Source organism: Streptomyces sp. HNM0645 (assembly GCF_030056615.1).
Lineage (GTDB): Bacteria > Actinomycetota > Actinomycetes > Streptomycetales > Streptomycetaceae > Streptomyces > Streptomyces marianii.
The window spans coordinates 90,508-116,958 of sequence record NZ_JASHLT010000021.1 but is presented as its reverse complement, the minus strand read 5'-3'; the positions used below and the strand labels follow the sequence as shown (position 1 = coordinate 116,958).

31 protein-coding genes and 6 pseudogenes are annotated in these 26,451 nt (G+C 70.4%); 21 read left to right on the top strand and 16 right to left on the bottom strand.

Going from position 1 to position 26,451, the window contains the following annotated elements:
- The 5 genes and pseudogenes from QMZ92_RS17715 to QMZ92_RS17700 all read left to right on the top strand — a co-directional run.
- The coding region (locus QMZ92_RS17715) for an IS3 family transposase (protein WP_283298347.1) at positions 1-211 on the top strand (211 nt) is incomplete at its 5' end.
- A 36-nt stretch (positions 212-247) separates the two neighbouring features.
- Positions 248-1,023 (top strand): annotated as a pseudogene (locus QMZ92_RS36400) (ISAzo13-like element transposase-related protein); the annotation flags it as partial.
- A gap of 3 nt (positions 1,024-1,026) precedes the next feature.
- A pseudogene (locus QMZ92_RS36045) lies at positions 1,027-1,841 on the top strand (IS701 family transposase); the annotation flags it as partial.
- A 1,334-nt stretch (positions 1,842-3,175) separates the two neighbouring features.
- Positions 3,176-3,679, top strand: a complete 504-nt coding sequence (locus QMZ92_RS17705) for a hypothetical protein (protein WP_283298346.1) — start codon at positions 3,176-3,178, stop codon at positions 3,677-3,679.
- 21 nt (positions 3,680-3,700) lie between these two features.
- Positions 3,701-4,066 carry a hypothetical protein gene (locus tag QMZ92_RS17700; RefSeq protein WP_283298345.1) on the top strand — a complete coding sequence of 122 codons (366 nt, stop codon included), beginning with the start codon at positions 3,701-3,703 and terminating at the stop codon, positions 4,064-4,066.
- Positions 4,067-4,289: 223 nt separating this feature from the next.
- Here QMZ92_RS17700 and QMZ92_RS17695 read toward each other — a convergent pair.
- Together QMZ92_RS17695 and QMZ92_RS17690 are read right to left on the bottom strand one after the other, a co-directional pair.
- Positions 4,290-4,751, bottom strand: a pseudogene (locus QMZ92_RS17695) (transposase); the annotation flags it as partial.
- Positions 4,739-4,864 carry a hypothetical protein gene (locus QMZ92_RS17690; RefSeq protein WP_283298356.1) on the bottom strand — a complete coding sequence of 42 codons (126 nt, stop codon included), beginning with the start codon at positions 4,862-4,864 and terminating at the stop codon, positions 4,739-4,741. The pseudogene QMZ92_RS17695 and the gene QMZ92_RS17690, both read right to left, overlap by 13 nt.
- Positions 4,865-4,965: 101 nt before the next feature.
- On the opposite strand from QMZ92_RS17690, the gene QMZ92_RS17685 reads away from it, so the two are divergent.
- Complete coding sequence (locus tag QMZ92_RS17685) at positions 4,966-5,343, top strand: VOC family protein (RefSeq protein ID WP_283298344.1); 378 nt, start codon at positions 4,966-4,968, stop codon at positions 5,341-5,343.
- A 332-nt stretch (positions 5,344-5,675) separates the two neighbouring features.
- On the opposite strand, the gene QMZ92_RS17680 is transcribed toward QMZ92_RS17685, so the two are convergent.
- On the bottom strand, positions 5,676-5,804 hold the full coding sequence (locus tag QMZ92_RS17680; RefSeq protein ID WP_283298343.1) for a hypothetical protein: 129 nt from the start codon (positions 5,802-5,804) through the stop codon (positions 5,676-5,678).
- A gap of 102 nt (positions 5,805-5,906) precedes the next feature.
- The gene (locus QMZ92_RS17675; RefSeq protein WP_283298342.1) at positions 5,907-6,839 is read right to left on the bottom strand and encodes an ISAs1 family transposase; all 933 of its coding nucleotides are present in this window, start codon (positions 6,837-6,839) and stop codon (positions 5,907-5,909) included.
- Positions 6,840-7,634: 795 nt separating this feature from the next.
- Here QMZ92_RS17675 and QMZ92_RS17670 point away from each other — a divergent pair.
- On the top strand, positions 7,635-8,084 hold the full coding sequence (locus QMZ92_RS17670; protein WP_283298341.1) for a nitroreductase family deazaflavin-dependent oxidoreductase: 450 nt from the start codon (positions 7,635-7,637) through the stop codon (positions 8,082-8,084).
- A 310-nt stretch (positions 8,085-8,394) separates the two neighbouring features.
- Here QMZ92_RS17670 and QMZ92_RS17665 read toward each other — a convergent pair whose 3' ends face one another.
- Positions 8,395-8,595 (bottom strand): hypothetical protein, encoded by a 201-nt coding sequence (locus QMZ92_RS17665; RefSeq protein ID WP_283298355.1) that lies wholly within the window; start codon positions 8,593-8,595, stop codon positions 8,395-8,397.
- A 74-nt stretch (positions 8,596-8,669) separates the two neighbouring features.
- Between QMZ92_RS17665 and QMZ92_RS17660 the strand changes: the two genes are divergently transcribed.
- The 7 genes and pseudogenes from QMZ92_RS17660 (at position 8,670) to QMZ92_RS17630 (ending at position 15,299) form a co-directional block, all read left to right on the top strand.
- Positions 8,670-8,879 (top strand): hypothetical protein, encoded by a 210-nt coding sequence (locus QMZ92_RS17660; RefSeq protein ID WP_349307734.1) that lies wholly within the window; start codon positions 8,670-8,672, stop codon positions 8,877-8,879.
- Positions 8,880-9,207: 328 nt separating this feature from the next.
- Positions 9,208-9,771: a PadR family transcriptional regulator gene (locus tag QMZ92_RS17655; RefSeq protein WP_283298340.1), complete on the top strand. Its 564-nt coding sequence runs from the start codon at positions 9,208-9,210 to the stop codon at positions 9,769-9,771.
- Positions 9,772-10,580: 809 nt separating this feature from the next.
- Positions 10,581-11,504 carry an ATP-binding cassette domain-containing protein gene (locus QMZ92_RS17650; RefSeq protein WP_502962080.1) on the top strand — a complete coding sequence of 308 codons (924 nt, stop codon included), beginning with the start codon at positions 10,581-10,583 and terminating at the stop codon, positions 11,502-11,504.
- Positions 11,501-12,328, top strand: coding sequence for an ABC transporter permease (locus QMZ92_RS17645; protein WP_283298338.1), 828 nt, complete (start codon positions 11,501-11,503; stop codon positions 12,326-12,328). Before QMZ92_RS17650 ends, QMZ92_RS17645 begins: the two co-directional genes overlap by 4 nt.
- A gap of 19 nt (positions 12,329-12,347) precedes the next feature.
- Positions 12,348-12,665, top strand: a pseudogene (locus QMZ92_RS36040) (hypothetical protein); the annotation flags it as partial.
- Positions 12,666-12,688: 23 nt separating this feature from the next.
- Entirely contained in the window at positions 12,689-12,826 is a 138-nt protein-coding gene (locus QMZ92_RS17635; RefSeq protein WP_283298354.1) for a hypothetical protein, read from the top strand.
- A 190-nt stretch (positions 12,827-13,016) separates the two neighbouring features.
- The gene (locus QMZ92_RS17630) at positions 13,017-15,299 is read left to right on the top strand and encodes an ATP-binding cassette domain-containing protein (protein WP_283298337.1); all 2,283 of its coding nucleotides are present in this window, start codon (positions 13,017-13,019) and stop codon (positions 15,297-15,299) included.
- Positions 15,300-15,426: 127 nt separating this feature from the next.
- Here the strand turns inward: QMZ92_RS17630 and QMZ92_RS17625 are convergent, their stop codons facing one another.
- A complete protein-coding gene (locus QMZ92_RS17625; RefSeq protein ID WP_283298336.1) occupies positions 15,427-15,780 on the bottom strand; it encodes a hypothetical protein in 354 nt (117 codons plus the stop codon).
- Positions 15,781-16,164: 384 nt separating this feature from the next.
- Between QMZ92_RS17625 and QMZ92_RS17620 the strand changes: the two genes are divergently transcribed.
- The 3 genes from QMZ92_RS17620 to QMZ92_RS17610 all read left to right on the top strand — a co-directional run bounded on the left by QMZ92_RS17620 (position 16,165) and on the right by QMZ92_RS17610 (position 17,301).
- A complete protein-coding gene (locus tag QMZ92_RS17620) occupies positions 16,165-16,632 on the top strand; it encodes a DUF8825 domain-containing protein (protein ID WP_283298335.1) in 468 nt (155 codons plus the stop codon).
- A 15-nt stretch (positions 16,633-16,647) separates the two neighbouring features.
- Entirely contained in the window at positions 16,648-17,013 is a 366-nt protein-coding gene (locus tag QMZ92_RS17615; protein ID WP_283298334.1) for a DUF6233 domain-containing protein, read from the top strand.
- 78 nt (positions 17,014-17,091) lie between these two features.
- On the top strand, positions 17,092-17,301 hold the full coding sequence (locus tag QMZ92_RS17610; protein WP_283298333.1) for a hypothetical protein: 210 nt from the start codon (positions 17,092-17,094) through the stop codon (positions 17,299-17,301).
- Here the strand turns inward: QMZ92_RS17610 and QMZ92_RS17605 are convergent.
- From QMZ92_RS17605 to QMZ92_RS17565, 9 genes and pseudogenes are all read right to left on the bottom strand, one after another.
- The gene (locus tag QMZ92_RS17605) at positions 17,203-17,592 is read right to left on the bottom strand and encodes a UDP binding domain-containing protein (RefSeq protein ID WP_283298332.1); all 390 of its coding nucleotides are present in this window, start codon (positions 17,590-17,592) and stop codon (positions 17,203-17,205) included. The two genes, QMZ92_RS17610 and QMZ92_RS17605, sit on opposite strands and share 99 nt — an antisense overlap.
- The gene (locus tag QMZ92_RS17600; RefSeq protein ID WP_283298331.1) at positions 17,517-17,831 is read right to left on the bottom strand and encodes a hypothetical protein; all 315 of its coding nucleotides are present in this window, start codon (positions 17,829-17,831) and stop codon (positions 17,517-17,519) included. Before QMZ92_RS17600 ends, QMZ92_RS17605 begins: the two co-directional genes overlap by 76 nt.
- Positions 17,828-18,058, bottom strand: coding sequence for a hypothetical protein (locus QMZ92_RS17595; RefSeq protein ID WP_283298330.1), 231 nt, complete (start codon positions 18,056-18,058; stop codon positions 17,828-17,830). The genes QMZ92_RS17600 and QMZ92_RS17595 overlap by 4 nt, the downstream gene beginning before the upstream one ends.
- A gap of 103 nt (positions 18,059-18,161) precedes the next feature.
- Positions 18,162-18,212: pseudogene (locus QMZ92_RS36395) on the bottom strand (hypothetical protein); the annotation flags it as partial.
- 83 nt (positions 18,213-18,295) lie between these two features.
- Positions 18,296-18,679 (bottom strand): annotated as a pseudogene (locus tag QMZ92_RS17585) (UDP-glucose 6-dehydrogenase); the annotation flags it as partial.
- 42 nt (positions 18,680-18,721) lie between these two features.
- Positions 18,722-18,952 (bottom strand): hypothetical protein, encoded by a 231-nt coding sequence (locus QMZ92_RS17580; protein ID WP_283298329.1) that lies wholly within the window; start codon positions 18,950-18,952, stop codon positions 18,722-18,724.
- Positions 18,953-19,042: 90 nt separating this feature from the next.
- Complete coding sequence (locus tag QMZ92_RS17575; protein WP_283298328.1) at positions 19,043-19,258, bottom strand: hypothetical protein; 216 nt, start codon at positions 19,256-19,258, stop codon at positions 19,043-19,045.
- A 677-nt stretch (positions 19,259-19,935) separates the two neighbouring features.
- Positions 19,936-20,145 (bottom strand): hypothetical protein, encoded by a 210-nt coding sequence (locus QMZ92_RS17570; RefSeq protein ID WP_283298327.1) that lies wholly within the window; start codon positions 20,143-20,145, stop codon positions 19,936-19,938.
- Positions 20,146-20,439: 294 nt separating this feature from the next.
- Positions 20,440-20,757, bottom strand: coding sequence for a hypothetical protein (locus tag QMZ92_RS17565; protein ID WP_283298326.1), 318 nt, complete (start codon positions 20,755-20,757; stop codon positions 20,440-20,442).
- Positions 20,758-20,963: 206 nt separating this feature from the next.
- Between QMZ92_RS17565 and QMZ92_RS17560 the strand changes: the two genes are divergently transcribed.
- Positions 20,964-21,959, top strand: coding sequence for a LuxR C-terminal-related transcriptional regulator (locus tag QMZ92_RS17560; RefSeq protein ID WP_283298325.1), 996 nt, complete (start codon positions 20,964-20,966; stop codon positions 21,957-21,959).
- Between the two features lie 87 nt (positions 21,960-22,046).
- On the opposite strand, the gene QMZ92_RS17555 is transcribed toward QMZ92_RS17560, so the two are convergent.
- Positions 22,047-22,352: a Rossmann-fold NAD(P)-binding domain-containing protein gene (locus tag QMZ92_RS17555; RefSeq protein WP_283298324.1), complete on the bottom strand. Its 306-nt coding sequence runs from the start codon at positions 22,350-22,352 to the stop codon at positions 22,047-22,049.
- A 246-nt stretch (positions 22,353-22,598) separates the two neighbouring features.
- Between QMZ92_RS17555 and QMZ92_RS17550 the strand changes: the two genes are divergently transcribed.
- From QMZ92_RS17550 to QMZ92_RS17540, 3 genes are all read left to right on the top strand, one after another.
- Entirely contained in the window at positions 22,599-22,799 is a 201-nt protein-coding gene (locus QMZ92_RS17550; RefSeq protein WP_283298323.1) for a hypothetical protein, read from the top strand.
- Entirely contained in the window at positions 22,799-23,104 is a 306-nt protein-coding gene (locus QMZ92_RS17545; protein ID WP_283298322.1) for a sensor histidine kinase, read from the top strand. Before QMZ92_RS17550 ends, QMZ92_RS17545 begins: the two co-directional genes overlap by 1 nt.
- 186 nt (positions 23,105-23,290) lie before the next feature.
- Positions 23,291-26,443 carry an AfsR/SARP family transcriptional regulator gene (locus QMZ92_RS17540; RefSeq protein WP_283298321.1) on the top strand — a complete coding sequence of 1,051 codons (3,153 nt, stop codon included), beginning with the start codon at positions 23,291-23,293 and terminating at the stop codon, positions 26,441-26,443.
- The last annotated feature ends 8 nt before the right edge of the window (positions 26,444-26,451 follow it).

Genomic DNA, 26,451 nt, shown 5'->3' with positions numbered 1-26,451 from the left:
CAATGCCGCCGCCGAGAGCTTCTTCGCGCTGCTGAAAGCGGAGATCGGCCCCCGCCGCTGGCCCGACCGGATTACCGCCCGCGCTGAGATCTTCACCTTCATCGAGACCTTCTACAACCGCAAGCGGCCGCGGAGGCATCCAGTCTGGGGCTACCTCACCCCGCTGGAGACCCGGCAGCGACACGAACAAGAACACGCCCTCGCAGCGTAAGCATCGAGTGTCCAGCATCACGGGGAAACTTCACTGGAAAGCGGACTCGAGATCACGGTCTGTCACTTCCCACCCGGAACATCGAAGTGGAACAAGATCGAGCATCGGATGTTCTGCCACATCACCGCGAGCTGGCGCGGCAGGCCCCTGACCAGCTACGAGGTCGTCATCGAGACGATCGCCGCCACGACCACTCGCACCGGGCTCAGAATCGGAGCCGAACTCGACACCGGCCGATACAACCTGGGCACCACAGTCTCACCCGCCGAGTTCCAAGCTCTGCCGATCACACCCCACGCCTTCCACGGGGACTGGAACTACACCCTGGCACCGGTCGCACCCCGGCTCCTCGAGCCGGCCCCCAGCCGACAGCGGATCGATCCCGCCCTGACCACGATGCTCACCGACCCGGCCCTGACCGGCACGTCACGCTCCGCCTTCGACCACCTGGTCGCCACTTCGGAACCGTACTGGGACGCCCTGGCCGAGGCGGCATTCCAACGACGCTTCCACCGCCCGCGCAGCTACCTCCACCCGCAGACCAGCAGCCTCGACCACCACCGCCTGCTGACAGCCCTGTTACGCCGCCGCAGAGCCGCTAACAGCACACTTCTGGCCCAGCTCCTGAACGTCACCCGCACCAACCTGTCCAACCAGTTCCAAGACGGCCACCGCCTCCTGGACCTGCACCGCGTTGTGGTCACTCCACTACCAGGAACCCCAGCCCGGACCCTCGCCCAACTACAAGCGCGCCTACCGTCACACGAGGACACCTGCACAGATCAACTCTGACAGTTATTCAGCTACAAGCCCCCGGCCGCACCGAGAACTGCCAGATCGGCACGTTCCTCGCCTACGCATCCGCCAAAGGGCGGGCGCTGATCGACCGGGAACTCTACGTTCCGAAGTCCTGGACGGACGACCGGGACCGTTGCCGGGCGGCCGGGATCGACGACACAGTGCCGTTCGCCACGAAGATCGAGCACCTCAAGTGGATGCAGCAACGCGCCATCGACGCCCGTGTTCCCTTCGCCTGGGTGACCGCGGACGAGGCATACGGACAGGTCAAGCACTTCCGCGCCTGGCTCGAAGAGCGGCGGGCCGCCTATGTGCTGGCCACCAAGGTCAACGACACCGTGATCACCGCCGACGGCCAGGACGCCCGCGTCGACGCTCTGATCGCGGCCCTGCCGAAGCAGGCGTGGAAGCGGATCTCGGCCGGAGCCGGAGCCCATGGCCCGCGGATCTACCACTGGGCCCGCGTCGCCGTCCGGCCGTCCTGGGAGGGCGGGTACGGGCACTGGGTGCTCGCCCGCCGCAGCCTGGCCAACCCCGGCGACCTCGCCTATTACGTCTGCTACGGTCCCGTCGCTTCCCGGTTGAAAGACCTGGTCAGGACCGCTGGGGCGAGGTGGGCGGTGGAGGAGTGCTTCCAGATCGCCAAAGGCGAGTGCGGGCTCGACCACTACCAGGTCCGGCTCTACCGGGCCTGGTACCGGCACGTCACCCTGGCCATGGCCGTCCTCGCCTACCTCACAGCCATCCGCGCGCAAGAAGCCTCAAAAGGGGCAGCGGAGATGACGAGCGAGACCTCATACCCCCCTGAGCGTCCCGGAGATCCGCCGGTTGATCGGGCACGTCGTCGTCACGCCCCGCTGCCACAGCAACGAGCACCGTCTGCGCTGGTCACACTTCCGGCGCCGCAGCCAGGCCCGAGCCCGCCGCTGCCATTACCGACACCGAGGCCACGACCCACACATGCGGTTGCAGTACTAGCCGGTCCCCACGTGAACCGTGACCGGCAGTAGGCTCGCGGTCGGCCATGTGAGGGGGGTTGCTGTGTGGCGCGTACTTGCGCACATGATCTCGGGTGCGGCGAGGTACATGATCACGCGCATGATCCTGGGCCTCGTCATCGCCATGTTCTTCGTCTACTGGGTCTACGACAGATGAGCCCGGGAGCAGAACAGCGGCTTCCCGAAGGGAGCCGCTGTCCTGCGAATCCTTTCCGAATGGAGAGGTCAAGGGGCCTGTGGCGTGCGCCCGTTGTGTGGCCACCGTGTGGCCGGACTGCTCTGGAGTGGTCGGCACCGGCTGACACTCGAACGTGCAGTGAAGCCTTCTGACCTGCACGTTTCGACACTCACCGGTACCGACTGGAACCCCCCCCATCATGAACGATCTTGAGCTCGTAATGCGTAGGTCTCGGGTTCGAATCCCGAAGGCGGCTCCACTGAAACCCCAGGTCGGATCCAATCCGACCTGGGGTTTTCTCGTTCGGCGGATGCGACGGCGGCGCAGGGAGCGAGTCGTACGGGTGTCGGCGGTCTCAGTCGTGGTCTCAGTGGGGCCCGGAATCGGGGCCGACTGGTCCTTCTCCCGCAGCGTGTTCAGGGCATCGATCCGGTCGACGGTCTCAGCGTTCGCAGCGATCAGGTTCGCCAGCGGCGTGCGGTCGACCAGATCCTCCAGCCGCTCCTGCCCGCTTTGATGGTTGTCGCCATGCTGCTGCTCCGTGTGGGTGTCGAGGAGCTGGCCGTTACGTCTGCTTCGCCCGGTTGTTGGGTAGTGCCGGTGTGTTGCTGTGGGCAGTCTTGATCGGCTTATCGGTCGCCTTCGTCGTGGACCGCCGCACCCAGGACGGGCCTCCGGCAAGGTGAGCCGGCGACCAGGTGCCGTCGCGCTCGCCACGTCAAGCGTGCCTGGGCGCACCAGCCGTCATGAACGCGCCCTTCCGGGTGCGTTGATCCTGCGTCTCGGTCGGTCCTCGGGGGATGCCGAATGAGGTCGCGGGGTTCCGATCGGCGCCTGTGAGCCTTGTCATGCAAGATCGTTCTTTACCTCCCCTTTGCGATATGTCAGGGTCTGTGTCCGTGATCATCTTCCCGGTGCTGAGGGTGATCGCCACAGGCCCGTCTCCCTGACCTGGAGGCGGGGTGTCGACCATTGGGGATTGAATCAACGATGCGCAAAACCACGATGCGCCGCATATCGCTGGCCGGGATCGCCGCTTTCACCAGCGGCGCTCTGCTCGTCACCGTGGCTCCCGCTGCCACGGCTGCCGACGCCGGGCGGGGGACGACCGGCACGGTGACTGTCGGGGCTGAATCGAAGGCTCCGGCGCTGACTCCGGAGCAGCGCGAGTTCATCGAGAAGGAGATGGGCCCTGAGGCTCTCGCCGAGATCGAGAAGGGCATGAAGTCCCGTGGCTTCGCCTTCCCGATCGCCGCGGCCGCCATCGGCGCTGCGGCATGGTGTGCGAAGGGGGCGCTTGCCAGCATTCCGACCTCGGTGCTCAGTGACATCGCGGCCGGCAAGGCATCAAGCAAGAAGACCTACGTCCGGAACGCCGTCATCGGCTGCCTCGGCGGCGAGATCGGCGGTGTCGTCTGGAAGTTTCTGCCGGGCTGGGTCAAGAACAAGGCCATCAACATGACGATCGCCTTCATCATCAAGTACATCCGCTAGCCAACGACGAGTGGGGCAGGCATGGCCTACATCTTCATCTTCGGCTGCTTTCTCCTGCTGGGCGTGGTCAGTCTCCTGGCGGCCCGTGTCGGCTATCGGGGCAAGGCCTGCGACAGATCCGACGGGTACGAGGTCCCCGAAGAGGTGAAGTCCGATCCCGCCCTGCGGAAGCAGGCCAACGGCTTGGTGGCGTTCTGGTGCACCGGGGCCGCCGCGCTGAGCTTTGCTCCGCTGGTGCCGATCGGTAGCGTCATCCTGAGTGACGGCGGCAAGTCGGTCTCCACCTGGGGACTCGTGGCCTTCGCGCTCTACGGCTTGGTCGTGGTGACCGTAGGGGCCTACCCATTCGAAAAGATCAAGCGCCTCGGCAACTCCGCCGGACGCTGAACGACGGTGTCTCGGGGCCGGCAAGCCAGCGGCCCCGAGGCGCCGGGCGATGTCGTCGCGTGCGCCGTGGCTGACGTGGCGGCGGTTCAGCAGGCTGCGGCGAGGTGCCGTTGTTGATGTCCTCGTCGTGAGGCTCGTGGAGGCCGTCGGTGTACAGGACGAGGTCGCCGGGGTGCTTGGGGGTGCCGGCGTCCAGTCAACGGCTGATCTCGGTTGTTGAGGGTCAGCGGCTGGTGGTGGGGGTGAGGCGGCCTTCGAAGGCGATCTGGAACGCGTTCAGCGGTGCATTCCAGCGCATCGTCCAGCGGCGTCGTCCCTTGCCGGTCGGGTTCAGGCTCATCAGCGCCATGTAGACACACTTGAGGGCTGCGGCTTCGTTGGGGAAGTGTCCGCGGGTCCGGACGGCCTTGCGGATGCGGGCGTTGACGGACTCGATCGCTTTCGTCGAGCAGATCACCTTGCGGATCTCCACGTCGAAGGAGAGGAAGGGCACGAACTCGGCCCAGGCGTTCTCCCAGAGCCGGATGACCGCCGGGTACTTCTTGCCCCAGGCTTCCTGGAACTCTCTGAACCGCTCGGTCGCGGCGGCCTCGTCCGGGGCCGGGTAGACGGGCCTGAGCGCCTTGGCGATCTTGTCCCAGTCCTGACGGGCCGCGTGCCGGAAGCTGTTCCTCAGCAGATGAAGCCGTAGAGAATCAACCCGTTGCTTTCATAGGACAAGAGCGTTGACCTGGTATGAGCTTCGCCGCCGACGTTCTGGATCAGCTTGCGCTGCGGGTCCAGGTCGTCTTGACGCATCTGAACGAGCGTCAGCGGCGTCTGATGCCGGCCCAGGAGGCGCGACTGGGTTCTTGCTCCAGCTGTAGATCGTGATCAGGCGTCGTGAGACGCTGCCCTTCATGATCGCCAAACTGCAGTGTGTGGTGTTGGACTGTGCCGATGTCGCTGAGCTGTCCCGGTTCTACCAGTTGCTTCTCGGCGGCGTAGTGAACCAGCCGGATCCGCGGTGGTCGCTCGGCGACGGCTGGGCGACGCTCCACACGGACGGTGGGTTCGTGCTGGCCTTCCAGCGCGTGGAAGACCATCAGCCGGCGCGGTGGCCGGACCCTGCTCACCCCCAGCAGCTCCACCTCGACCTGAGGGTCAAGGACCTGGACCAAGCCCAGGAGGATGTCATCAATCGGGGCGCCACCCTGCTCGACGGGGGTGACGGCAAGCGGAGTTGGCGCATCTTCGCGGATCCCGCAGGACACCCGTTCTGTCTCGTCCGGGACTGACAGGAGACACCGAAGGGGTGCGACCACCGTTGATCACCGTGAGTTGTGGGGACCGACGTTGAGACGGTGGCCGCAGGTCACCGCATAGGTCCCGCGCGTTGGCGTGAGGCGTTCATGGTGGCCATGGGCCGCATTGCGGGCCGGTTCGCGCGGGTCGAACCCCGGCTGCGGGCCGGCCGGTTGGTGCTGGGCCTGCTGGCGGACCTGCCACGCAAGAACACGGCCGAAGGACCTCCTGCGCCGACGGCGACAGATGCCGCGCGTCCCCCACCAGATCGCTCACACCCCACCAACGACCCAGGGTCCCTTGCCTGATCGAGATCTGTCCGTATTCATCCGGTGAGGCCGAGGGCGGCCAGGGGCCTTTGGTAGTCGCGGGCGGTGCGGCGTAGGGCGGCGGCGATGTTGACGTGGCCGTCCTGGCGGTGGACGCCGATGGCGAGGTTGCGCAGGCCGGCCATGATGCGCGGGAGACGGCCGACGTGGATCTTGGAGTCGTCCTCGCGGAAGGTGCGGTCGCGGACGTGGTGCAGAAGGTTCTCGATCTTCCAGTGTCCCCTGATTCAGGCGGCGAGCTGGGTGCCGGTGACCGCGCCGGGCGGCAGACTGGTGATCAGGTAGACGCGCTCGATGGTGAGCTTCCCGCTGGTGAAGTCCTTCCTCCAGCGCACGACTTGGAGGGCCTGGCGAGCGTCGGGGTAGTCGAGGTGGGCGAAGGCGGCCGTCTTCAGCCGCCGGATCTCCAGGCGGTGATGGGCTCGGGTGCGGTCGTAGTGGTCGAGCGTGATCTCGCGCCAGGGCAGGCGGCGGACACGGTCGAACAGGCCTGGGTGGTTGGCCTTGACCTGGGCGATGTAGTGGGCACCGCGCTCACGCAGGTACGCGCCATGGGCGTGCTGGGTGTGCAGGGCATCGGTGGTGATGACCGTGCCGGTCAGATCGATGGTGGACAGCAGGGGCTGGAAGGCGGGGATCTCGTTGCTCTTGTCGGCGACTTGACGCTGGGCCAGGACGTGGCCGCTGTGGTTCATCGCGGCGAGCAGGGTGACGTGCGTGGTGGTGGCGGTGCGTGAGCCGCGCAGGGCCTTGCCGTCGACGGCGATCGCCCGCAGTTCGGGGCCGGCTGGGGCGGCGCGGGCGGAGAGGAAGGCCCCGATGGCCCGGTCCAGGGCGTCACCGTCGAGCTGGACGAGGAGGCGGCGCAAGGTGTGGGGGTGCGGGACGGACACGGTGCCGGTCAGCGGATCGACAGGGAACCCGAGAGCCCGGCAGGCCCACGCAGGGGCGTCGCTGATCCATTCCGTGATCGCGGTGAGTGAGCGGGCGCCGGCCATGACACTTGCCGCGGCCGCCGTGACCAGAGCAGTCAGTCGGTAGCGGCGGCCGCGAACGCCGCGCGGGTCGGGCACCAGGTTCAGGAAGTCGGACAGAGCAATCGCGTCCGCCAGCGGGACCGGCGCGGAAGTGCGGCCCAGTTGGGCCAGCGCGGTGGGCATAGGAGAAGATGAAAAAGCAGGCACGGACTCGCCAAGTGATCATGGGACTTCGACACTCACATGATCACCGAGGCCGTGCCTGCACTGCGTCCACCCCTGCCCGAACCGGCACGTCCCCTCCAAGTCAGGGCCAGCGCGGCAATCCGGACGGAACGTGATCACGCAACGGCCCCTGACCAACGACCCAGGACCCAAACCAGTTCGGATCAATAACTGCCGGGCCGGCTTCGTGTTCCTTCCGTTTTCCTGTTGCCTATGAGATGACGGCTCACGGGGACGGAAGCCGAAACGGGTAGTCCGAGCTGCCCGAAGAGGTGGTGAATGTGAAAGGAGGCGGTTATCTCCAGCAAGTACTGGGGATGCACTTTCAACGGGGTCTTTCGGCGCCCTTGGCACTCAAGCCGGGTACGGGCTCCTCGCACCTTCCGCTGGAGGCGGACCGGTTTCGTGGGCGCCTCGGCGGAGCGCTTACCGAGGGGGGAGCCTGCGGATGGCCATCGGCCGGATCAGCGCCGGTGGGGCGCGGGTTGTCGCCCGCACCCCACCGGCTTCTCGCGTTGCGGACGGTCGAGCCCGCCTCGAGAAGCGCTCGAGAGCCGGGGGCCGGCACCCGGAACGCGTTGCGTGGCGCGGACTTCTCGCCGCATGCTCTTGGCGCGTCCGTCAGGGCGGCCACACCTTGCTCACTGAGCCTACAACTCCCTTCGCCATCAACGATGTTGATGGTGAAGGGAGTGATACTCAAATTGGAGTACCGGGTGGTACGGTGTGCCTCCCGGCGGACGGAGAGAGTGCATGGAGGAACAGGACGGGGTACTCGACAGCCCCACCGGCTGGGTCGCAACGCATGTACGTCGGTACTTGGCGAGCGACGGCGAGAGCGGGCACATCTGGTACGGCAAGCCCACGTTGCTGCTGACCACCCGGGGACGTAAGTCCGGGTCTCTGCGGCGTACCGGGCTGATCTACGGGGAGGACCAGGGGAACTGCGTCATCGTCGGATCCAACGGCGGATCCGATCACCACCCCCACTGGTATCTGAACCTACTGGCGGAGCCCCGGGTACGGGTGCAAGTGGCCGCCGAGGTGTTCGAGGCGGTCGCCAGGGAGGCGGAGGGGGAGGAGCGGGCGCGCCTGTGGGAGGCGATGACCGCGATATTTCCGCAGTACAAGAGCTATCGGAAGAAGACCGATCGGAAGATCCCCGTCATCGTGCTGGAGCCCCAGGGGCCGGCACGAGCGTGACGATGTCCGACGCCTCCGATGGAGAGGCGGCGGCGAGCTCGGGGGAGTGCGCGTCGGTCGGGGCTCGGTTCGCCGGGACCCGTGCGCACGGCAAGGGAGCCGTGCCGCGAGGGGGACGTGTCATCGCGCCTTTCCACCCACTCGCTGTCTCATCATCGAAGGACCGGGTGTTGTGTCGTGGGCCGAGTCAGTCGCCGCGGGTTTCTGACAGCGACCGGCGTGGGTGCCGCGGTCGCCGCCACGGGTGCCGTCGCGGCACCGGCAGGGGCCGCCGGGAGGCAGGGGACCGTATGCGTGCCCGAGCCACCCGTCATCGCCGTCGGTGCCTCCGGCCCCCGGTACGGAAGTCGGTCGCCAGGGGCTTCAACGCCCGCTTCGCCGCGACCTCGACGTCGTGCACGTGGTCCACACGCCGCGGCAGATCGCCCGGGTCGTCACGGACGCCGTGGCGGACGGGAAGCGGATCGCGGTCCGCAGCGGCGGCCACTGCTTCGAGAACTTCGTCGATCATCGCGACGTCCGTGTGCTCATCGACACCTCACCGATGCGCGCGGTCTACTTCGGCCGAGCCCTCATCAGTGGCGGGTGCTCGGCAGGCCCGACCATCTGCGTCAGCAGGCGGATCTGAGTCTGCGCCGGCTGCGGCTGGAGTGCGTCGAATTCGTCCAACTGCACCGCTCGCCGGTCCTGCTGCCGATTCCGGGCACCTCCTCCGTTTCCCACCTCCGGGCGAACATGGCGTCGGCGGACATCTCGCTCACCGCCGAGCATCTGACCCTGCTCGACGAGGCGTGACCGGCCGGGCAGGCGAAGAGGGCCGGGGCATTGATCCCCAGCCCTCCAGCCCGTGGCGCGTGGATCAGACGGTGAGCTCGCCGGCCACGGCCATTCAAGGCAGAGATCGGCAACCGCCGTTGGCCCGACCGGACCACGGCACGCGCGGAGATCTTCGCTGAGAGTCGTTGCAGCGGCGCTGGACCGGTGGCGGTGCCCCTTGTCCGTTCCCACCCGCGCCCCGTGGAGAACAGCAGGTCGTGTACTACCGTGGGGATCAACCGGCGAGGACCGGTCGACGGGTCGCCGTGTGCGGGTCCGCGTCGTGAGGAGATGCAGCAGGGAGACCATGTCAGCCACGAGATTGCTCGTCCTGGGGGTCGTGCGGATGCACGGCCGGGCGCACGGCTATCTGGTCCGCTCGGAGCTGTTGTCCTGGGGTGCTGACGAATGGGCGCACATCAAGTTCGGCTCGATCTACCACGCCCTGCGGCAATTGGCCAAGGACGGGCTGCTGAAGTCGACCGACATCCCCGACTGGCCCGGCCGGGTCGACTATGAGATCGCGCCCCCGGGCGAGGAGGAGTTCTTCCGGCTGCTGCGTGACGCCCTGCGGCAGGGGAACAACCGTCCGGACATGCTCGGGGCGGCGCTGGTCCTGCTGCCCGCGCTGCGCCGCGCGGAGGCGATCGCGCTGCTGCACGAACGCATCGCGTCGCTCTCGGCCGAGCAGGGGGAGCTGATCGCCAAGGTCGACGAGACGGCGGGCGAGCTGCCGCAGCGAGCCCATATCCGTGAGCTGCTCGGGCTCTGGGAGCACAGCGCCGCAAGTCAGGCCGCCTGGACGAGGGAGCTGATCGAGCGTCTCGAGGCGGGTGCCTACGTCATGGCCGGTGAGCAGCAGGTCTCCTGACGGGGACGGCTTCCGGCCGTTGATCGGGATTCGGTGGATCAGGCCGTGAACCCCGTGAAACTCAAGTTTGTGTATCCATGATGCCCGTCCCAAGAGGACGACCGCCGCGCCGATCATGCTGACCTCGCAAGACGCGGACGGCGTCTTCGACGACGTGGCCTTCATGGAGGAGCGGTTCTTCGACGTCCAGCGACTGCTCCTCGGTCACGGACCGGTCTTCGGTCCCGAGAGCCTCTTCACGCTTCCCGTCACACGCTGCCGGCTGACTCCAGGCCCCCGGCCCCTTCGGCCGATGCTTCGCCCCGCACCTCGCCCCTTCCGTCTCCCTGCCCGACGCGACGGTGGAACTGCTCCTCGCCGACGACGGATTCCTCCTCGGCATCGCCGGCGCGGGGGCCCTCGACAACTGGCGCCGCGCCATCCCCTCCGGACTCGCAGCCCGCTACCTGGCCCCGCCTGCCCCCGCTCCCCCGGTCTGTTCGGCGTCGGCGATCCGGCCTGGTCCTGCCTGCTCGTTCTGCACCGTGCGCTGCCGTCGCTGTCCGAGGTCCACGCCGTCGGTCAGGGCCCGAACCGGGCCCGGCAGTTCGCTGCCGCGGCCGCCCCGCGCACCGGTCGGCGGGCCTGCGTGTCCGACGACGCGAGGCACCGCCAGGGGCGTCGGCATCGTCGGCACCGATCTGCAACATCGACGGCGGCACCCACCTGTCCGACCTGGAGACGGCCGGCCGCCTGCTCCCCTCTGCGGGCGCGACTGGGATGTCGTGCAACGGGTCGCGGACCGCAGGGGACACGACTTCCGGTGCGCGGTGGACGACACGAAGATCCGCCGGGAACTGGGCTACGAACCGGCTGGTTCCTTCGGGACGGGCTGCGCGAGACGGTCGACTGGTACGCCGCCCATCGCGACCACTGGGAGGTGCGTGAAGAGCCCGCGGGGCGGCGTACTAAAACTTGAATATCAGCTCCGGGCTCCCCGCTACAACATCGGGCTCCTCGGGCAGCACGCCGCGGTGGACGAGGATCTGAGTGGTCGCCAGAACCTCGTGATGTTCGGGCGCTTATGCCACATCGGCAAGCACAAGGCGCGGCGCCGGGCGGATGAGCTGCTGGAGCGCTTCGGCCTGGCGGAGGCGGCCGGGAAGCCGGCCAAGCAGTACTCCGGCGGTATGCGCCGGCGCCTGGACCTCGCCGCCAGTCTCATCCTGGCGCCGTCCGTGCTGTTCCTCGACGAGCCCACCACCGGGCTGGACCCGCGGGGCCGCAGCGACGTCTGGGAGTCCGTCCGCGGCCTGGTCGCCGAGGGCCGGACCGTCCTGTTGACGACCCAGCACCTCGACGAGGCCGACCAACTGGCCGACCGGATCGCCCTGATCGACAACGGAGGGGTGGTCGAGACCGGCACCCCGGACCAACTCAAGAGCAGGATCGGCGGCGACCGGATCGACGTCGTACTCCGCCGGGCACACGACCTCGAACCCGCCGTCCGCCTGATCGGCCCGCTGCTGCGGTCCGAACCCGAGGCCGACGCCGACAACCGGCGCCTCAGCGTCGTCGTCGAGGACCGGGTCGCCGCCCTGACCAGCGTCACCCGATCGCTCCACGACGCGGGCATCGAGGCGGAGGACATCGCCCTGCGCAGGCCCACCCTCGACGAGGTGTTCCTGAGCCTGACCGGGAACGGGACGGCCACGTCCGCCGAGCCGAGCCTCAAGGGGGTCGCCCGGTCATGACCGCGATCACCACCCCCGAAGTGCCCACGAACCCCGTGGTCAAGCTGGGCTGGGTTCTGGCGGACTCCTGGACCCTCACGCTCCGCGGACTGGCCCACTGGGTCCGCAACCCCACGCAGATCCTGGCCGGCCTCGCCTTCCCGATCCTCATGGTGCTGCTGTTCGGCGGCATCTTCGGCAGTGGGATGCAGATCGAGGGCGGCGGGGACTACATGGAGTTCCTGATGCCCGGCATGTTCGTCATGTCGATGGCGTTCGGCATCGGCGAGACCATGGCCGGGGTCACCGCCGACGCATCCAAGGGAGTCACCGACCGGTTCCGCTCCATGCCCGTGTCCGCCGCCTCCGTCGTCATCGGGCAGTCCATCGTCAACATGCTCTACAGCACCGTGGTCCTGGCGATCCTCGTGGGCTGCGGTGCCATCGCCGGCTGGAGCCGGCACGACGGATTCGCACAGGCGCTGGGCGGATTCGCGCTGCTGCTGCTGCGCTTCGCCCTCCTGTGGGTCGGCATCTACCTCGGCCTGATCATCAGCACCCCCGAGGCGGCCTCCGCCGTCTACACCCTGCTGTTCCCGCTCGGTATCGTCGCCAACACCTTCGCGTCACCGGAGATGATGCCCGCCTGGCTCGCGCCGATCGCCGCGTGGAACCCGCTGTCGTCCACCGCCCACGCCATCCGTGAGCTGTTCGGCAACCCCGGGGTCGGTGGCACGTCGTGGATCGCCGAGCATGCGATGCTCATGTCCTTCGTCTGGCCGCTCGCGATCCTCCTGCTGTTCTTCCCCCTCGCCGTCCGCAAGTACCGGGCCCTGAGCCGGTAGGCGGACGCCCCCGTCCGGGGTGTGGGCCGGCCTCCCCCGCCCCCACGTCGGCTCACACCCCGTCCCCTCGGGGCGCACCCCGCCCCCACCCCCGGCCGACGATCCGTCAGCGGCGCACGAGCGCACCGCGACGCGACATCGAGTGCGTCCGGACCGGGTGAACCCGTGCACGGCATGGCCCTGTTCGACATCGCCTTCATCGAACTGGTCGGCCGCACCGATCTGTCGGCCCGGCACCGGCTGCCATTGCCTGCTCATCGTCAACGTCGCCTCTCACTGCGCCCTCGCAGGCCACTACTCCGGTCTCCAGACGCTCGCCCGCCACCATCGCGAGGACGGGCTCGTCGTCATCGGAGTGCCGTGCAACCAGTTCGGCGAGCAGGAGCCGGGCACCTCGAGGAGATCGCCGGTTTCTGCGCCCGCCAGGACATCTCGTTCCCCCTCGCCGAGAAGATCGCCGTCAACGGCCCGACCGCCACCCGCTCCACACCGCCCTGACCCCCTTCGCCGCGCGGAGGGCCGTGCCGGGGACATGCGCTGGAACTTCGAGAAGTTCCTCGTCTCGTCCGCCGGTGAGCCCGTGGACCGACTCGGTCCCACGGTCGACCCCTGGACCCGCCCTGCTGCGGGCCGTCCACGCGCACCTGCAGTGAGTTCGACGAGTCACACCCCGCAGAGAGGATGATCGGTGAACCAGACGCCGGTAACCGAAACCGACGAGGGCATTCAGGTCGTCGGTGCCCGCGAGAACCTCAAGGATGTCTCCCTCGTCATTCCCAAGAACCGCATCAGCGTCTTCGTCGGCGTTTCCGGCTCCGGAAAGTCCTCCCTGGTCTTCGACACCGTCGCGGTGGAGGCCCAGCGGCAGCTCAACGCCACCTTCCCGTGGAACATCCGACACGACCTGCCCAAGTTCGAACGACCCCACGTGGACGCCGTCACCCGGCTGACCACCCCGGTCGTGGTCGACCAGCGCCCCCTCGGAGGCAACGCCCGCTCCACCGTTGGCACGGTCACCGACGTCTACACGGTGATGCGCGTCCTGTTCGCCAACCACGGCAACGGCGGCCTCGGTCAGACCTGGCTCTACTCCTTCAACGACCCCAAGGGCATGTGTCCCGAGTGCGAGGGCCTCGGCCGTGCCAGGCGCCCCAGCCCCGAGCTGATGATCGACCTCGGCAGGTCGGTCGCCGACGGCGCCATCCTCCTGCCCGGCTACACCGCGGACAGTGCCAACCGGCAGTTCTACGCCAAGTACGAGCGCCTGGACGCCGACAAGAAGCTCGCCGACTACACCGACGCGGAGATGCACACCCTGCTGTACGGCAGCGGCGGGACGGTCGAGGTGACCTACCCCAACGGCAACGTGCCGGCGCTCAAGTACGAGGGTCTGGTCGACAGTTTCGTCCGCCGCCATCTCAAACGGGACTCCAACGGCATGAGCAAGGCCGCCCGGGACAAGGCGGCCGAGTTCTTCACCGAGGGTGTCTGCCCCACCTGCGACGGCGCCCGGCTCAACCAGAAGGCGCTCGCCACCCGGATCGACGGCCGCAACATCGCCGACTGGAGCCGGATGCAGGTCGGCGACCTCATAGGCGTGGTCGCCGCACTGCGAAAACGACTCGAGACCCCGCTCGTGATCACCGTCCTGGAGACGCTGGGGCAGATCCAGTCCATCGGCCTGGGCTACCTCACCCTCGACCGCGCGACCTCCACGCTCTCCGGCGGCGAGGGCCAGCGGCTCAAGCTCGTCAACCACCTCGGCAGTGAACTGACCGGACTGACCTACATCTTCGACGAGCCCAGCGTCGGACTGCATCCCCGCGACGTCAACCGGCTGAACGACCTGCTGCGCGCCCTGCGCGACAAGGGCAACACGGTCCTCGTCGTGGAGCACGACCCCGACGTCATGGCGGTCGCCGACCACGTCGTCGAGATCGGCCCCCGGGCCGGCGTCCACGGCGGCACGATCGTCTTCGAGGGCGGCTACCAGGATCTGCGCGCGGCCGCCACGCTGACCGGGCAGGGTCTGCGGCGCGCCGGCGGTCTCAAGGACGACCCCCGCCGGTACGACCGGACGCTGCCGGTCCGCGACGCCGGCGTGAACAACCTCAAGAACGTCTCCACCGAGATCCCCGTCGGCGTCCTCACCGCGGTCACCGGAGTGGCCGGCGCGGGCAAGAGCTCCCTGATCGCCCGTGCCTTCCGGGCCCAGCACACCGGTGCCGTCTTCGTCGACCAGTCGCCCATCCCGCGCTCCTCGCGCTCCACACCGGCGAGCTACCTGAAGCTGATGGATGCCATCCGCAAGCTTTTCGCCAAGGCCAGCGGCGAGGATCCCAGTCTCTTCAGCTTCAATTCCAAAGGCGCGTGCGAGGAGTGCGAGGGCCGCGGCCTGCTCGTCACCGAGGTCGCCTACATGGACCCGGTCACCACGCACTGCGAGGTCTGTGAGGGTCGCCGCTTCAAGGAGGCCGTGCTGCGGCACCGGGTGGGCGGCAAGAACATCGCGGACGTCCTGGAGATGTCCGCCGAGGACGCGGCGGAGTTCTTCCCCTACGGACCGCTGCGTACCAAGGCGGCCGCCCTGATCGAGACCGGTATCGGCTACCTCGGCCTCGGACAGTCGCTCGCCACGCTCTCGGGCGGCGAGCGACAGCGGCTGAAACTCGCCGACCGGCTCTCCGGCTCGGGCACCGTCCACATCCTCGACGAGCCGACCACCGGACTGCACCTGTCCGACATCGACAATCTGGTCGGCCTGTTGAACCGGATCGTCGACCGGGGCAACACCGTGATCGTCATCGAGCACGACCTGGCCGTGATCTCCCAGGCCGACTGGGTCATCGACCTCGGCCCCGAGGGCGGCAACACCGGCGGCGAGGTCATCTTCACCGGCACCCCGGCCGACCTCGCGCGCGCACCGCATTCGCACACCGGCGAGCACCTGCGGCTCTTCCTGGGCCGGTAGTGCTTCCGCTCCAGGACGCCGACGGTGTCGTCGTCCTGGAGCGGCACGCGTACATCGGCGTTCGGACGCCGAGGACGAGCCTGCCGGGGGCGGCGCCGCTCTTGTGGATCTCGTCGATCGGTGTCGTTCAGCGTCCGTCGGTGAGGACGTCGCCGGCCCAGACCCAGTAGCCGGTGAGCGCTCCCGCTGTGATCTTGCACATGGGTCGGCCGTTGACGATGGCGCGGCGGTCGAAGGGGGCGTTGGACGGTTTGGCGAACCTGACGGTCCTGGTGCTGCCGACGGCGCCGTCGGTGCCGAACCTGAAGCAGGTGACGTTCTTGTCGGCGGGGAAGGTGAGGGTGCGCTGCGGGTGGTAGACGGTGGTCAGGTACTCGCCGCGGAGGAACGCCTTGGGGTAGTACTCGCCGACCCACCAGCCGGTGTACGCGCCTGCGCTGATCCGGTAGTAGATGCCGCGCCCCTGGATGCGTCGCCGCATGTCCGCCGGGGCCTGGGTGGCCCGGGAGAACGTGACCTTCTTGACGGCCAGTTGTTTGTCGGCCTTGGCGGAGGACCAGGTGCCGTTGGCGTTGGTGTCGAGCTTGTAGAGGGTGTGCGTGCCCGGGGGGCCTTGACGCGAAGGCGGGCAGGGAAGTCACGAGAGGGCGGGGTGCTCGCTCCCGGACGTTTCCGCCGGCAGGTGTCACGTCGCCGCTGCGTCAACCCGGTCGCGGAGCGGGGCTCCCGATCGGTTCCGGACGTTTCCGCCGGTTCCCCGTGGATGCGGACCGTCGCCGTCCGCGGGTGGCGAGGGGGTCGCCGCGTCCGGCATCGCCCGCTGTACCCTCCCGTCAGATATTCGAACAGGCGTATCATTCTAGCCGTGGCCGATTATGACTTCCCCGACGAGTTGCGCGACGCTCAGCTGCGCCTTCACCGGGCCCGTTCCGCGTACCGGGCGCTGTGCCGGGAGCTGCCGTGGTCCGTGGAGCCCGCCGAAGGATGGACGGGGGAAGAGGGGCACTACTCCAGCTACCGCCGCGAGTTCCCGGAGAGCCCCGGGTGGAGCGAGGAGCAGAGGGCCGAGGAGGCCCGGCTGCGTGAGCTCGTGCTGACGCTGTCGATCGAGGTGTCGACCCACCCGTACTGGGCGGCCCTCGAAGCACCGGACGTGGTGAAGGCCCGTATGGCGCTCAAGCACGCCGAGGACGGGAACGGCACCGTGCACGAGGACGGGAACGGCACCGCGCACAAGTCCGGCGGAGCCGGGTCCGGAGAGGGCGGCACGGCGCGCGACCCGGCCGGGGACGACTCCGGCGCCGCGCCGCCGGTGAGCTCCGCCGCGGCGTGAGCGGGGCAGGAACCCATGTCCGACCTGTCGCGCTCCGAGCGGATCAGACTCAACGAGGGCCTGCGCGACTGGCTCGCCTACCAGTTGCGGCAGACCGAGCGCACCCTCGACGAGCTGAAGCGCGAGGAGGAGGAAGACCGGAGGCGCCGTGACGTCGCCCGGATCGAGATGTCGTGGAAACTGCAGCCCGCTCGGGTGGAGGGTGCCCAGCCCATGCTGCACCGGGGCAACTGCGGTCTGTACCGGACGCAGCTCGGCTACCTGGACAAGGAGCACGTCGTGATCGCCCTGGAGGAGTTCCCGGAGCTGCTGATGTGCGAGGTGTGCGCGCCGTGGGGCAGCCTCGGCGTCCCCCGGCCGCCCGGGCGACCGGGGGAGTAGACACCCCGCGGTCCGGTGGGGGCCGCCCGCCGGCCGCGACCGGCTGCGATCACGGCCGGAGCGGCGCACCCTGGAGGCGTGGCCCCGCCGATCGTCGTGCACCGGCCGTCCCCGTCCGGCGGGCGGCGGGTGACCGTGCGCGGGAAGATACTCGGGCTCGCGCACGACGACAGGGACGTGATCGAGTTCCTACGCCGGGCGGGCCTCCCGGACGCCTGGGACCTCCTCGACGACCCGAACTGGGTCGAGTGGCGGGGTGGTCGGGCGCACCAGTGGCATGTGGCGTGACACGAGCCCCCGCCTGCCGTGTTCCTCACCGGGGGGGCGCCGCGTGGCGCGCCCCACAGCCATGTGCGTGGAGCCCGCCGAGAGAAGGGCGGCGGGGTCGAGCAGGTTGCGGCCGTCCAGGAGCAGAGGGTTCCGCATCAGACGGGCGGCGGTCGGCCGGTCGACGTCCGTCAGTTCGGGCCACTCGGTGACCAGGATCGCCGCGTCCGCGTCGGTCATCGCGCCGAGGGGGTCCGGTCGGCGGGTGGTCGACGACCACGGTTCCCACCGGTCGTCGGTGTGCGGCGCCATCGGGTCCCAGCAGGTGACGGTGGCGCCCTCGGCGAGGAGGCGGAGGCGATGATCGCGCTCGGGGCCTCGCGCATGTCGTCCGTACCGGGCTTGAAGGCCATGCCCAGCAGCGCGATCCGGCGGCCCTTCAGGCCGTCGAACTCGGCCTTGAGCCGCTGGATGGCCCGCCTCGGCTGGAGCTCGTTCACGTGGATGACCGCGTTGAGGGGTTGGAAGGGGTAGCCGGAGTTGCTGGTCATGGCACGCAGCGCGCGGGAGTCCTTCGGGAGCACGAGCCGCCGTAGCCGAGGCCCGCGTTCAGGAAGTGGGGCCCCAGGCGGTGGTCCAGGCCCACCGCGCGTGACACGTGCCCGATGTCCGCGCCGGTCGCCTCGCAGACGGTCGCGATCTCGTTGATGAAGGTGGTCCTCGTGGCGAGCAAGGCGTTGGAGGCGAGTTTGACCATCTCGGCCGAGGCGACGCCCATCAGCTCGACCGGCGAGTCCAGTACTTCGTAGAGACCCGCCCCCCCACGTGGCCACGGTGTCGTCCGAGGCGCCGATCACCACGTGGTCGGGGCGCAGGAAGTCCTCGACCGCCCTGCCCTCCGCGGTGAACTCGGGGTTCCGGTCGACGCGTATCCCACATGCCCCAGCCCCCGCTCGTCGAGGGCGGCCCGTACCCGCGCACCGGTACCGACCGGCACCGTGCCCTCGACGACGACGACGACGACGACAACGACGGCGAGGAGATGCGAGGTGTCACGCAGGGCGTCGACGACCGCCCACACGCGGGAGAGGTCGGCGTCTCCCGAGGCGGTCGGCGGGGTGTCCACGCAGACGAAGACCGCTTCGGCGTCGCTCACGGCCTCGTGCACGTCCAGCGTGAAGGCCAGCCGGTCCTTGTTCCGGATGATCAGGTCGCCGAGACCCGGTTCGAAGAAGGGCATTTCGCCGGAGTCCAGCAGTCCGATCCGCTCGGGCCGGATGTCGCGTACGACTACACGGTGACCCAGTTCCGCGAGGCACGCTCCGGTGACCAGGCCGATGTAGCCGGCGCCGAAGACAGCGATTCCGCGGGACGCGCGCCAGTCATCAACGGATTCCATTCTGTTGTCTCTCGTGGGGCGCCGTCCGACCCCGGGCCGGGTTCAGGCGCGGCGCCCCTGGTTCCTCGGGTGGTTGCGGGCGGTGCGCTCGTTGCCGAACTTGTACGAGCCCGTCCAGCGCGCCATCACCTCCTGGGCGTCGCCGGACTCCACCTCCTCGGCGAACCTCGCGGCGCGGTCGCCGCGCAGTGTCGCGGCCTTCCGCCGGCGGTGGGTGATGACGATGGTGCCGTCGGCGCGGGCTTCGTAGCTGAAGCCGGAAGGGCTCGGCATGAGTGGACCTGCCTCGTCTCTCGGGTCTCGGGGTGGTTCCGGGGCTTTCCGGGCCGGCCGTCAGGCCGTGTCGCCCGTTCTGGTCAGTGCTCAGGAGGTGCGCACCGGCAACACTCGAGGGACGGCGCCTTCCTCCTCCGCCAGCATGCCGCCGGCGAAGAGCCTGACCAGCGGGTGCAGCCGGTACGCGTGTCCGCCGGGCCCGCGGACCACGTCCGCCCAGTGGGCGGCGGCCAGGTCGGCGAGCAGTTCCTCGGCCTCCTCGGTACCGGTCCCCAGGGCGCGGGCGGCCGTGCCGGCCGTCACCGGCTGCGGGCCCAGCGCCGAGTGGAACCGCAGGGCGAGGCGGGCGGGAGGGCTCGAGCCGGTGGTACGCCTCCCTGAGGCGGTCGGGCAACGACAGGTCGGCGAAAGCCGGTTCGGCCAGCGTCCGGTCCGGGGCGGTGAGCCGTTCGGCGTGCCGGGACAACGGCCAGTGCGGCCGGGCCGCGACCTTGGAGCCGGCGACGCGCAGGGCGAGCGGCAGCCCGGCGCAGGCGTCGACGACGGCGGCCGCGGCGGCGGGTCGGCACCCGTGCGGGATCGGCCCGCCGGCTTCTCGAAGAGGAAGCACGACTCGGACGCCGAGAGCGGCGCCAGTACCGTACGGCTCACTCCTTCGAGCGCGTACAGCCCCGAGCGGCTGGTGATGAGCACCGCGCACCGGTCGGTCACGGGAAGCAGCGGTCGCAGCCGGCGTTCGTCGGCCGCGTCGTCGAGCACCAGCAGCAGACGTCCGTCCGCGGTACGGGTGCGCCAGGCGCGGACGGACTCGTCGAATGTGCCGGGGATCCGGACTCCGGAACGCCCGGCAGCCGCAGCAGTTCGCCGAGCGCGTCCGCCGTGTCCAGCGGCGCGGGGCCCGAGCCGCGCAGATCGAGATGGACCTGCCCGTCCGGGTAGGTTCAGATGCAGGGTCTCCGACGGTGCCACGGCGGTCACGGTCACCATGTGTTGCCGTCCTTCGCCGCGTCGCCGGGCTTGCCGTGGGAGCCGCCGGCCACGGCCGTGGCCCCCTGCCCCGAGGGCGCCTCGTGGGTCCCGTCGCCCGCGGCGACGACCGTCCCGGTCACCGTTCCGGCCCCCAGGAGGACGGCGGCGAGCCCGGTCGCCGCGAACGCCGTCATGTACGTGGTGCTGAGGAAGGTCTGCATGGTTCCCCTGGCCGCATCGGCTGAGCAGAGTGATCCGGGTACGCCGGCCGGTTCCGGGCGCCGTTCCCGTCGATCGGCGCTCTGTCGGGGTGAGACCACCCTGCTCGGAGCCGGGAGCCTTGCCCAGAGGTTTCTCGTGTCAGGGACCTGCAATGGCAGGACGAGGACACGTCCGCGGGCTCGGACACGTCTCCGGGCCAGGGTGGCTCCCGGCCGACAGCGGCACCCGACCGGAAGGGGCACCGGCCCGGGGACCGCGGCTCCCGCTCCCGCACCACGGCCGGTCGGCCGTGGTCAGCCCTCCACACCGAGCAGTTCCACCAGCAGGGGCAGCGGCATCGCCGAGAGCCCTCTGAACCGCAGGCCGCCGGCCCTGCAGCGCTTCAGCACCGTGTCGGCGGCCCGTTCCGACTCGGTCAGCGTGACGTGGGAGAGGAAGAGCACGACATCAAGGGACGGAGCCGTGCCCCAGGGCAGTGCCGCGACGGGCGGCGGCGGCTGTACGTAGATGTGCCCCACTTCGCCCGGACAGCCCGCCTTCGACAGCAGGGTCCGCACGTCGGCCGGGGAGAGGTGGGTGGCGGACTCCAGCCGGCCGTCCACGAGGTGCACGACCGCCCCGCCGCACCGGCCCGGGCCTTCTCCCCGGACACCGCGGTGCCCGTGTTTCCGGGGTCCGCACCGGGAGTAACAACCGTGTCCCCGAGGCCGCAAACGCCGCCGTCCTGTTTCGGCCATCGCGTAGAGTATGCGGCCGCATCCACGGGCGCGGAAGTGATGTGCGGTATGACCCACCGCCGCCCTGGGGGAGGGGAACCATGCTCGGCCGATTGGGGATCGGCCCGGATGAGGAAGCGGTCTACCGCGTCATGCTCAAGGGCGGGCCGGGGACTGTTTCCGGCCTTGCGGAGGCCCTGGGATGGCCCGAGGAACGTGCGCGATCGGCCTTGGACCGGCTGGCCGCCCTGTCGCTCGTACGGCCTTCGCCGGACGGCGGCACGGGCCGTCCCGTCGACCCGGAGCTGGGTCTGACGTCGCTGCTCGCCAGTCAGGAGACCGAACTCCTGGAGCGGGAGCGCCAGATCAGGGCGAGTCGGATCGCGGGGGCCGGGATGCTCGCCGACATCCGCGCCAGCGGCGGGCAGGACGTCACGGAGGTGCAGAAGCTGCGGTCCATGGAACAGATCCAGTCCAAGATCGAGCATCTGGCCGGGACCTGTAGCCGCGAGATAGCGGCGTTCGTCCCGGGCGGGGGCCAGAGCGAGGAGCATCTGGAGGCCGCCCGGCCGCTGGACACCTCGACCAGCGACCGGGGGGTTCGCCTTCGGTACATCTTCCTCAACAGCTGTCGCAACTCCCCTGCGACCAGGGAGTACGTGGCCTGGCTGGGGGAGCGCGGGGGCCTGGTGCGCACGCTGCCCCGGCTGCCGCTTCGCATGCTCATCTACGACCGCAGCAGGGCGATCGTGCCGATGGACCCGGCTGCGGCGGACATGGGGGCGCTGGTGCTGGAGGGCACCGGGGCGCTGACCGCGCTGCTCGCGCTGTTCGAGCAGACCTGGCAGCAGGCGAAGCCGCTCGGCGAGAGCGCGGCCGATGCCTCGGCCGTCACCGGAAACCCCCTGACCGCGCCGGAGCGGGCCGTGCTCGATCTGCTGACGGAGGGGCTGACGGACGAGGCCGTCGCCCGGCAACCGGGCGTGTCCGTGCGGACGGTACGGCGCGTCACGGCCGATCTGATGCAGCGGCTCGGGGCGCGCAGCCGCTTCGAGGCGGGCGTGCTCGCCACCAGCAAGGGCTGGGTGAGCGTGTGACCGCCGGCTCCCCACGGCCGTCGACACCCGATGCACCATGCCCGCTCCCGATCCGGTCGCTCCTGGGCCGAACGGTGCCAGAGGGTTCTACATTGGGGTTCTACATTTCCTCTGCACCGGCGAGCTGCAGGTCCTCCAGGGGGCGGCCGACCGGGTGCGGAACCAGTCGATCGTCGCGGTCAGTCCGCGTTCCGTCGTGAACCGGGCCGTCCAGCCGAGCTCTTCGTGAGCCTTGGCGGTGTGCAGCCGACGGACCGACGGGTCGTCCGTGGGGCGCGGCACGTGCACGATGCCGGAGGTGGAGCCGGTGAGCTCCCGGATCCACTCGGCGAGCCGGAGCACCGAGATTTCCTCCTGGTTGCCTGCGGGGCGGGCCAAGTGGTCGCTGGGCACGGCTCCAGCGCCACCCGGATCACGTGCATGTCCTCGGCCGGCACGATCCTCTGCATGGGTCCCCCCGTTGTCCGTCTGGGCCCGCCCCTGCTGGCCCGCCGTGACGGTTCTCCGGACGAGGGGCTCTTTTCCGACTCCGGTCGCCCTGTGCACCACCGGGGCGGGCGCCACCAGCGGGGCTCGTATAGCCGAGTGACAGCGGCGCCGGTGACGCTCTGCGGGTACCAGACGCGGAATGGGGGCGACGTGGCGCGGACACTGCCCGCACCGTCCGCGCAGGGGACGGCCTGCGCCGGCGCCGCAGGGGCCGTGTCCGCCGCCATGGCCGACGCCGACCGGCGCCGTGTCGTCGTACGGGAGCGGCTGAGCTTCGCCCGCGATCTGCACGACCTGCTCGGCCCCGGCTGCCGGCGATCTCGTTCCCGTGCGAGCTGGCGCTGCGTCTGATGGACCGTGCACCGGACTCGGCCCGGAGCCGGCTGGCCGCCCTCAACTGCCGGGTGGCGGTGGCCACACCGCCGGGTGAGGTGCTGCTGACCGTGGCGAACGACGGGGTCGGCGCCCCGGCCCGACCGGTCCCTACCGCCCCGGGCCCGGGCCTGGGCCTGGGCCTGGGCCTGCGCAGCCTCGCCGAACGGATCGCGGCCGCCGGCGGCAGGCTGACCCACGGCCCGTATCCTTCCGGGCACTACACGCTGGAGGCCCGCTTCCCGCTCGCCGCCCCCTCTCCGGACGGTTCGCGGGCGGCATGACGAAAGCCCCGGTCATCGCAGGTGACCGAGGCTCTCTCTGTCCTCGGATCCGGAGTGGCGGTGACACTCCCCCGAGTGTGGCCGTCCACGCCGAGCACCGTCTCACCGGATCCGACGAGGAGATACAACCAGCCTCCACCAACACATCGCTAACATGAGGCCAACGGTCAGCGCAGGAGGAAGGCAATGCGGTTCGGCCTGCTCGGTCCGCTGACCGTGCACGACGCCGCGGGTGAGATCCGCACGACGGGCAGCGCGAAACTCCGCGCGCTGCTCGGCGCCCTGCTGCTGCGCGCCAACCGGGTCGTACCCACGGACGCGCTGCTTGATGCCCTGTGGGGCGACGATCCTCCCGCCTCGGCCCGGGCCTCGCTGCACAACCACGTGGCCAGGCTGCGCAGGCTGCTCGCCGAGGAGGACAGACTGCGGGCGGTGGCGCCCGGCTACGTGCTGCGCGTGGAACCCGGTGAACTCGACGTCGACACCTTCGAGCGTCACATCGGGACGGCGCGTGCCGCCTACGTCCGCGCCGTCACCCGTACCACCTCCGTCGCCTCCGGCCCGGCCGTCCCGCACGAGGACTCCGGCGGGCCTCCCCAGGGCGGCCCGGGCCCCGTCGGAACCGGCGCACCGGGTGGCGCGGACGGCGGCCGTGAGGACTGGCAGACCGTCGTCGACAGCTCCCGCGCGGCACTCGACCTCTGGCGCGGGGACCCGCTGACCGGGCTGTACGACCCCGGGGACGGCACCCCCGCGACGGTGCGGCGGTTGCGCGAGTCGTGGCTGCTGCTCCTGGAGTGGCGGTACGACGCCTTCCTCCAGCTGGGCCGGCCCGACGGCCTCGGCCCCGAACTCGCGGCGCTGACCGCGCAGTACCCCCTGCGCGAGGCCTTCCACCGACAGCTGATGCTGGTGCTGCACCGGACCGGACGGCAGGCGGAGGCGCTGGCCGCGTACCAGTCGCTGCGCCGGAGGCTCGTCGGCGAACTCGGGATAGAACCCGGCCCCTCGGTCCAGCAGGCGCACCGGGAGATCCTCCAGGACCCCTGGGCCCCGGGCGGCGCCAGGCCCGCCCCGCCCGATGGGCCGGTACCGTCCGCCGACCCGATCGGGGCCGGTGAGCCCCCGCCCGCGGGGGCCTGCCCGGACGGCGCGCCTGTGGCGTATCCCGGGTCCTCGCCGAGACCGGCCCAGCTCCCGCCCGCCCCGGCGCACTTCACCGGCCGCCGGGCGCTCGTCGCCGACCTGCGCGCCGTGCTCACCCGCACCGGCCGCGACCGCCCGGCCGTGGCTGTCCTCAGCGGCATGGCCGGGGTGGGAAAGAGCGCCCTCGCCCTCCACGTCGCGCACAGCCTCCGGGAGGAGTTCCCCGACGGGCAGCTCCATCTCCACCTGCACGGCGCGACCCCCGGCATGACGCCCCTGGCGCCGTGCCAGTCGCTCACCGCGCTCCTGCGCGACCTCGGCGTCCCGCCGCGCGCCGTCCCGGAACGCCACGAAGCGGCCGCCGCCCTGCTGCGCTCCACCCTGGCCCCGACCCGCACCCTGCTGGTCCTCGACGACGCGGCCTCGGCCGCACAGGTGCGTCCGCTGCTGCCGGCCGGCGCGGGCTGCGCCGTCGTCGTCACCAGCCGCTCCCCGCTGACGGCCCTCGACGGGGCTGCGCGCTTCGCGCTCACCCCGCTGAGCGGGGCGGAGAGCGCCGCACTGCTGCGTGCCGTCTCCGGCCGAGAAGGCGCCGGGGCGGACGGCACCGACGACGCACGAGCGGGCGGCACCGACGACATGGACCGGCTCGCCGAGTTGTGCGGCCGTCTGCCGCTCGCCCTGCGCATCGCGGCGGCGCGGCTCGCCGCCCGCCGTGCCCTCACCCCCGCGGCCCTCGCCGGGCTCCTCACCGCGCAGGCCGGCCGGCTGGACCACCTGGAGTACGACGACCTCAGCGTCCGCCGCTCCCTGTCCGTGGCGTACGAGGCCCTCGACCCGGATGCGGCGCTCGCCCTGCGCCGGCTGGGCGCCGTCGACATACCCGAGTACGACGCGGCCCTCGTCGCGCAGCTGATGGCGGCCGACGGCGCCGGACCCCCCTTGGACGAGCGGCGCGCGGTCGCCGCCCTGGAACGGCTCGTCGACGTGGCGTTGCTGGACGAGGTCGCCTACGGGCGTTTCGTGCCCCACGACCTGGTCCGGGACTACGCGCACGAGCTCGCCGTGCGTCTGGACGGCGAGGAGGGACGCGCGGCGGCCGTCGAGCGCGCCCTGCGGTGGTTCGGGGAGTCGGCGCGCCAGGCGGGCCTGGCACTCGTCCCGGCCCATCTGGCGGGCAACCGCGTCCCGCCCCCGATCGGCGAGGTCCCTCCCTTCCCGGGCGAGGCGGAGGCCCTGGCCTGGGGAGACCGCGAACTGCCCGGTCTGGTGGCCCTCGCCCAGGCGTACGCGCCGAGGTCGAGCACCGCCCTGCGCGTCATCCGGGCCGCCTTCCCCTATCTCCAGCGACGCGGGCGCCTCCAGGAGCTCGGCCTGCTCAACGAGGCCGCGCTGGACGCCGCCCGGGCCGCCGGCGACGGGGAGGCGGAGGCGCACGCGCTCACCGATCTCGCCGCAGTCCACTTCATGCTCGGGCGGAGCGAGCGCTCGCTGGCGCTCAACGACGAGGCCGTCGGCCTGTGGCGGGGGCTCGGAGAGGACAGCTGGGTGCAGCGCGGCCTCGCCAACCGCGGCATGCTGCTGGAACGCCTCGAACGGTACGAGGAGGCCGCCGAGGCCCTCGAGGAGTCACTCGCCTGCGCCCGGCGCCTCGGCGACGACTACGGCGAGGGGATCATCCTCAGCCATCTCGGCAACCTCCACGAGCACACCGACGCCGCGCACGCCATCGCCTGCCACGAGCGCAGCCTCGCCGTCGGCGTGCGGCTCGGCAGCCCACTGCTGCGCCACACGGCCCACTGCAACATCGGCTACGCCCGTCTGACCCTCGGCCAACCGGGCGTCGCCCTGCGCCACTTCGAGGAGTGCCTGGCCATCATCGGCGAGGGCGACGAGGGGGACTGGCAGAGCCAGTCCCAGTCGCGCATCGGACTCGTGCGGGCCCTGCACGCGCTCGGCCACGGCACGGCCGCCGCCCGTGAGTGCGCCCTCGTCCTGGAGCGGGCGGTCTCCCGCGCCGACGGCTTCACCGAGGGACTGGCCCGCCACGAGCACGGACTGCTGCTGCGCGCGGAGGGCCGCACCGACGAGGCGCTCGACGAGTGGCGGCGCGCATACGCCTGCCTCGACGGCACGGACGCCAAGGTGCTCCCCGAACTGCGCGCGCTCCTGGGCGGGTCGCCCGGTACCTGAGACCCGGT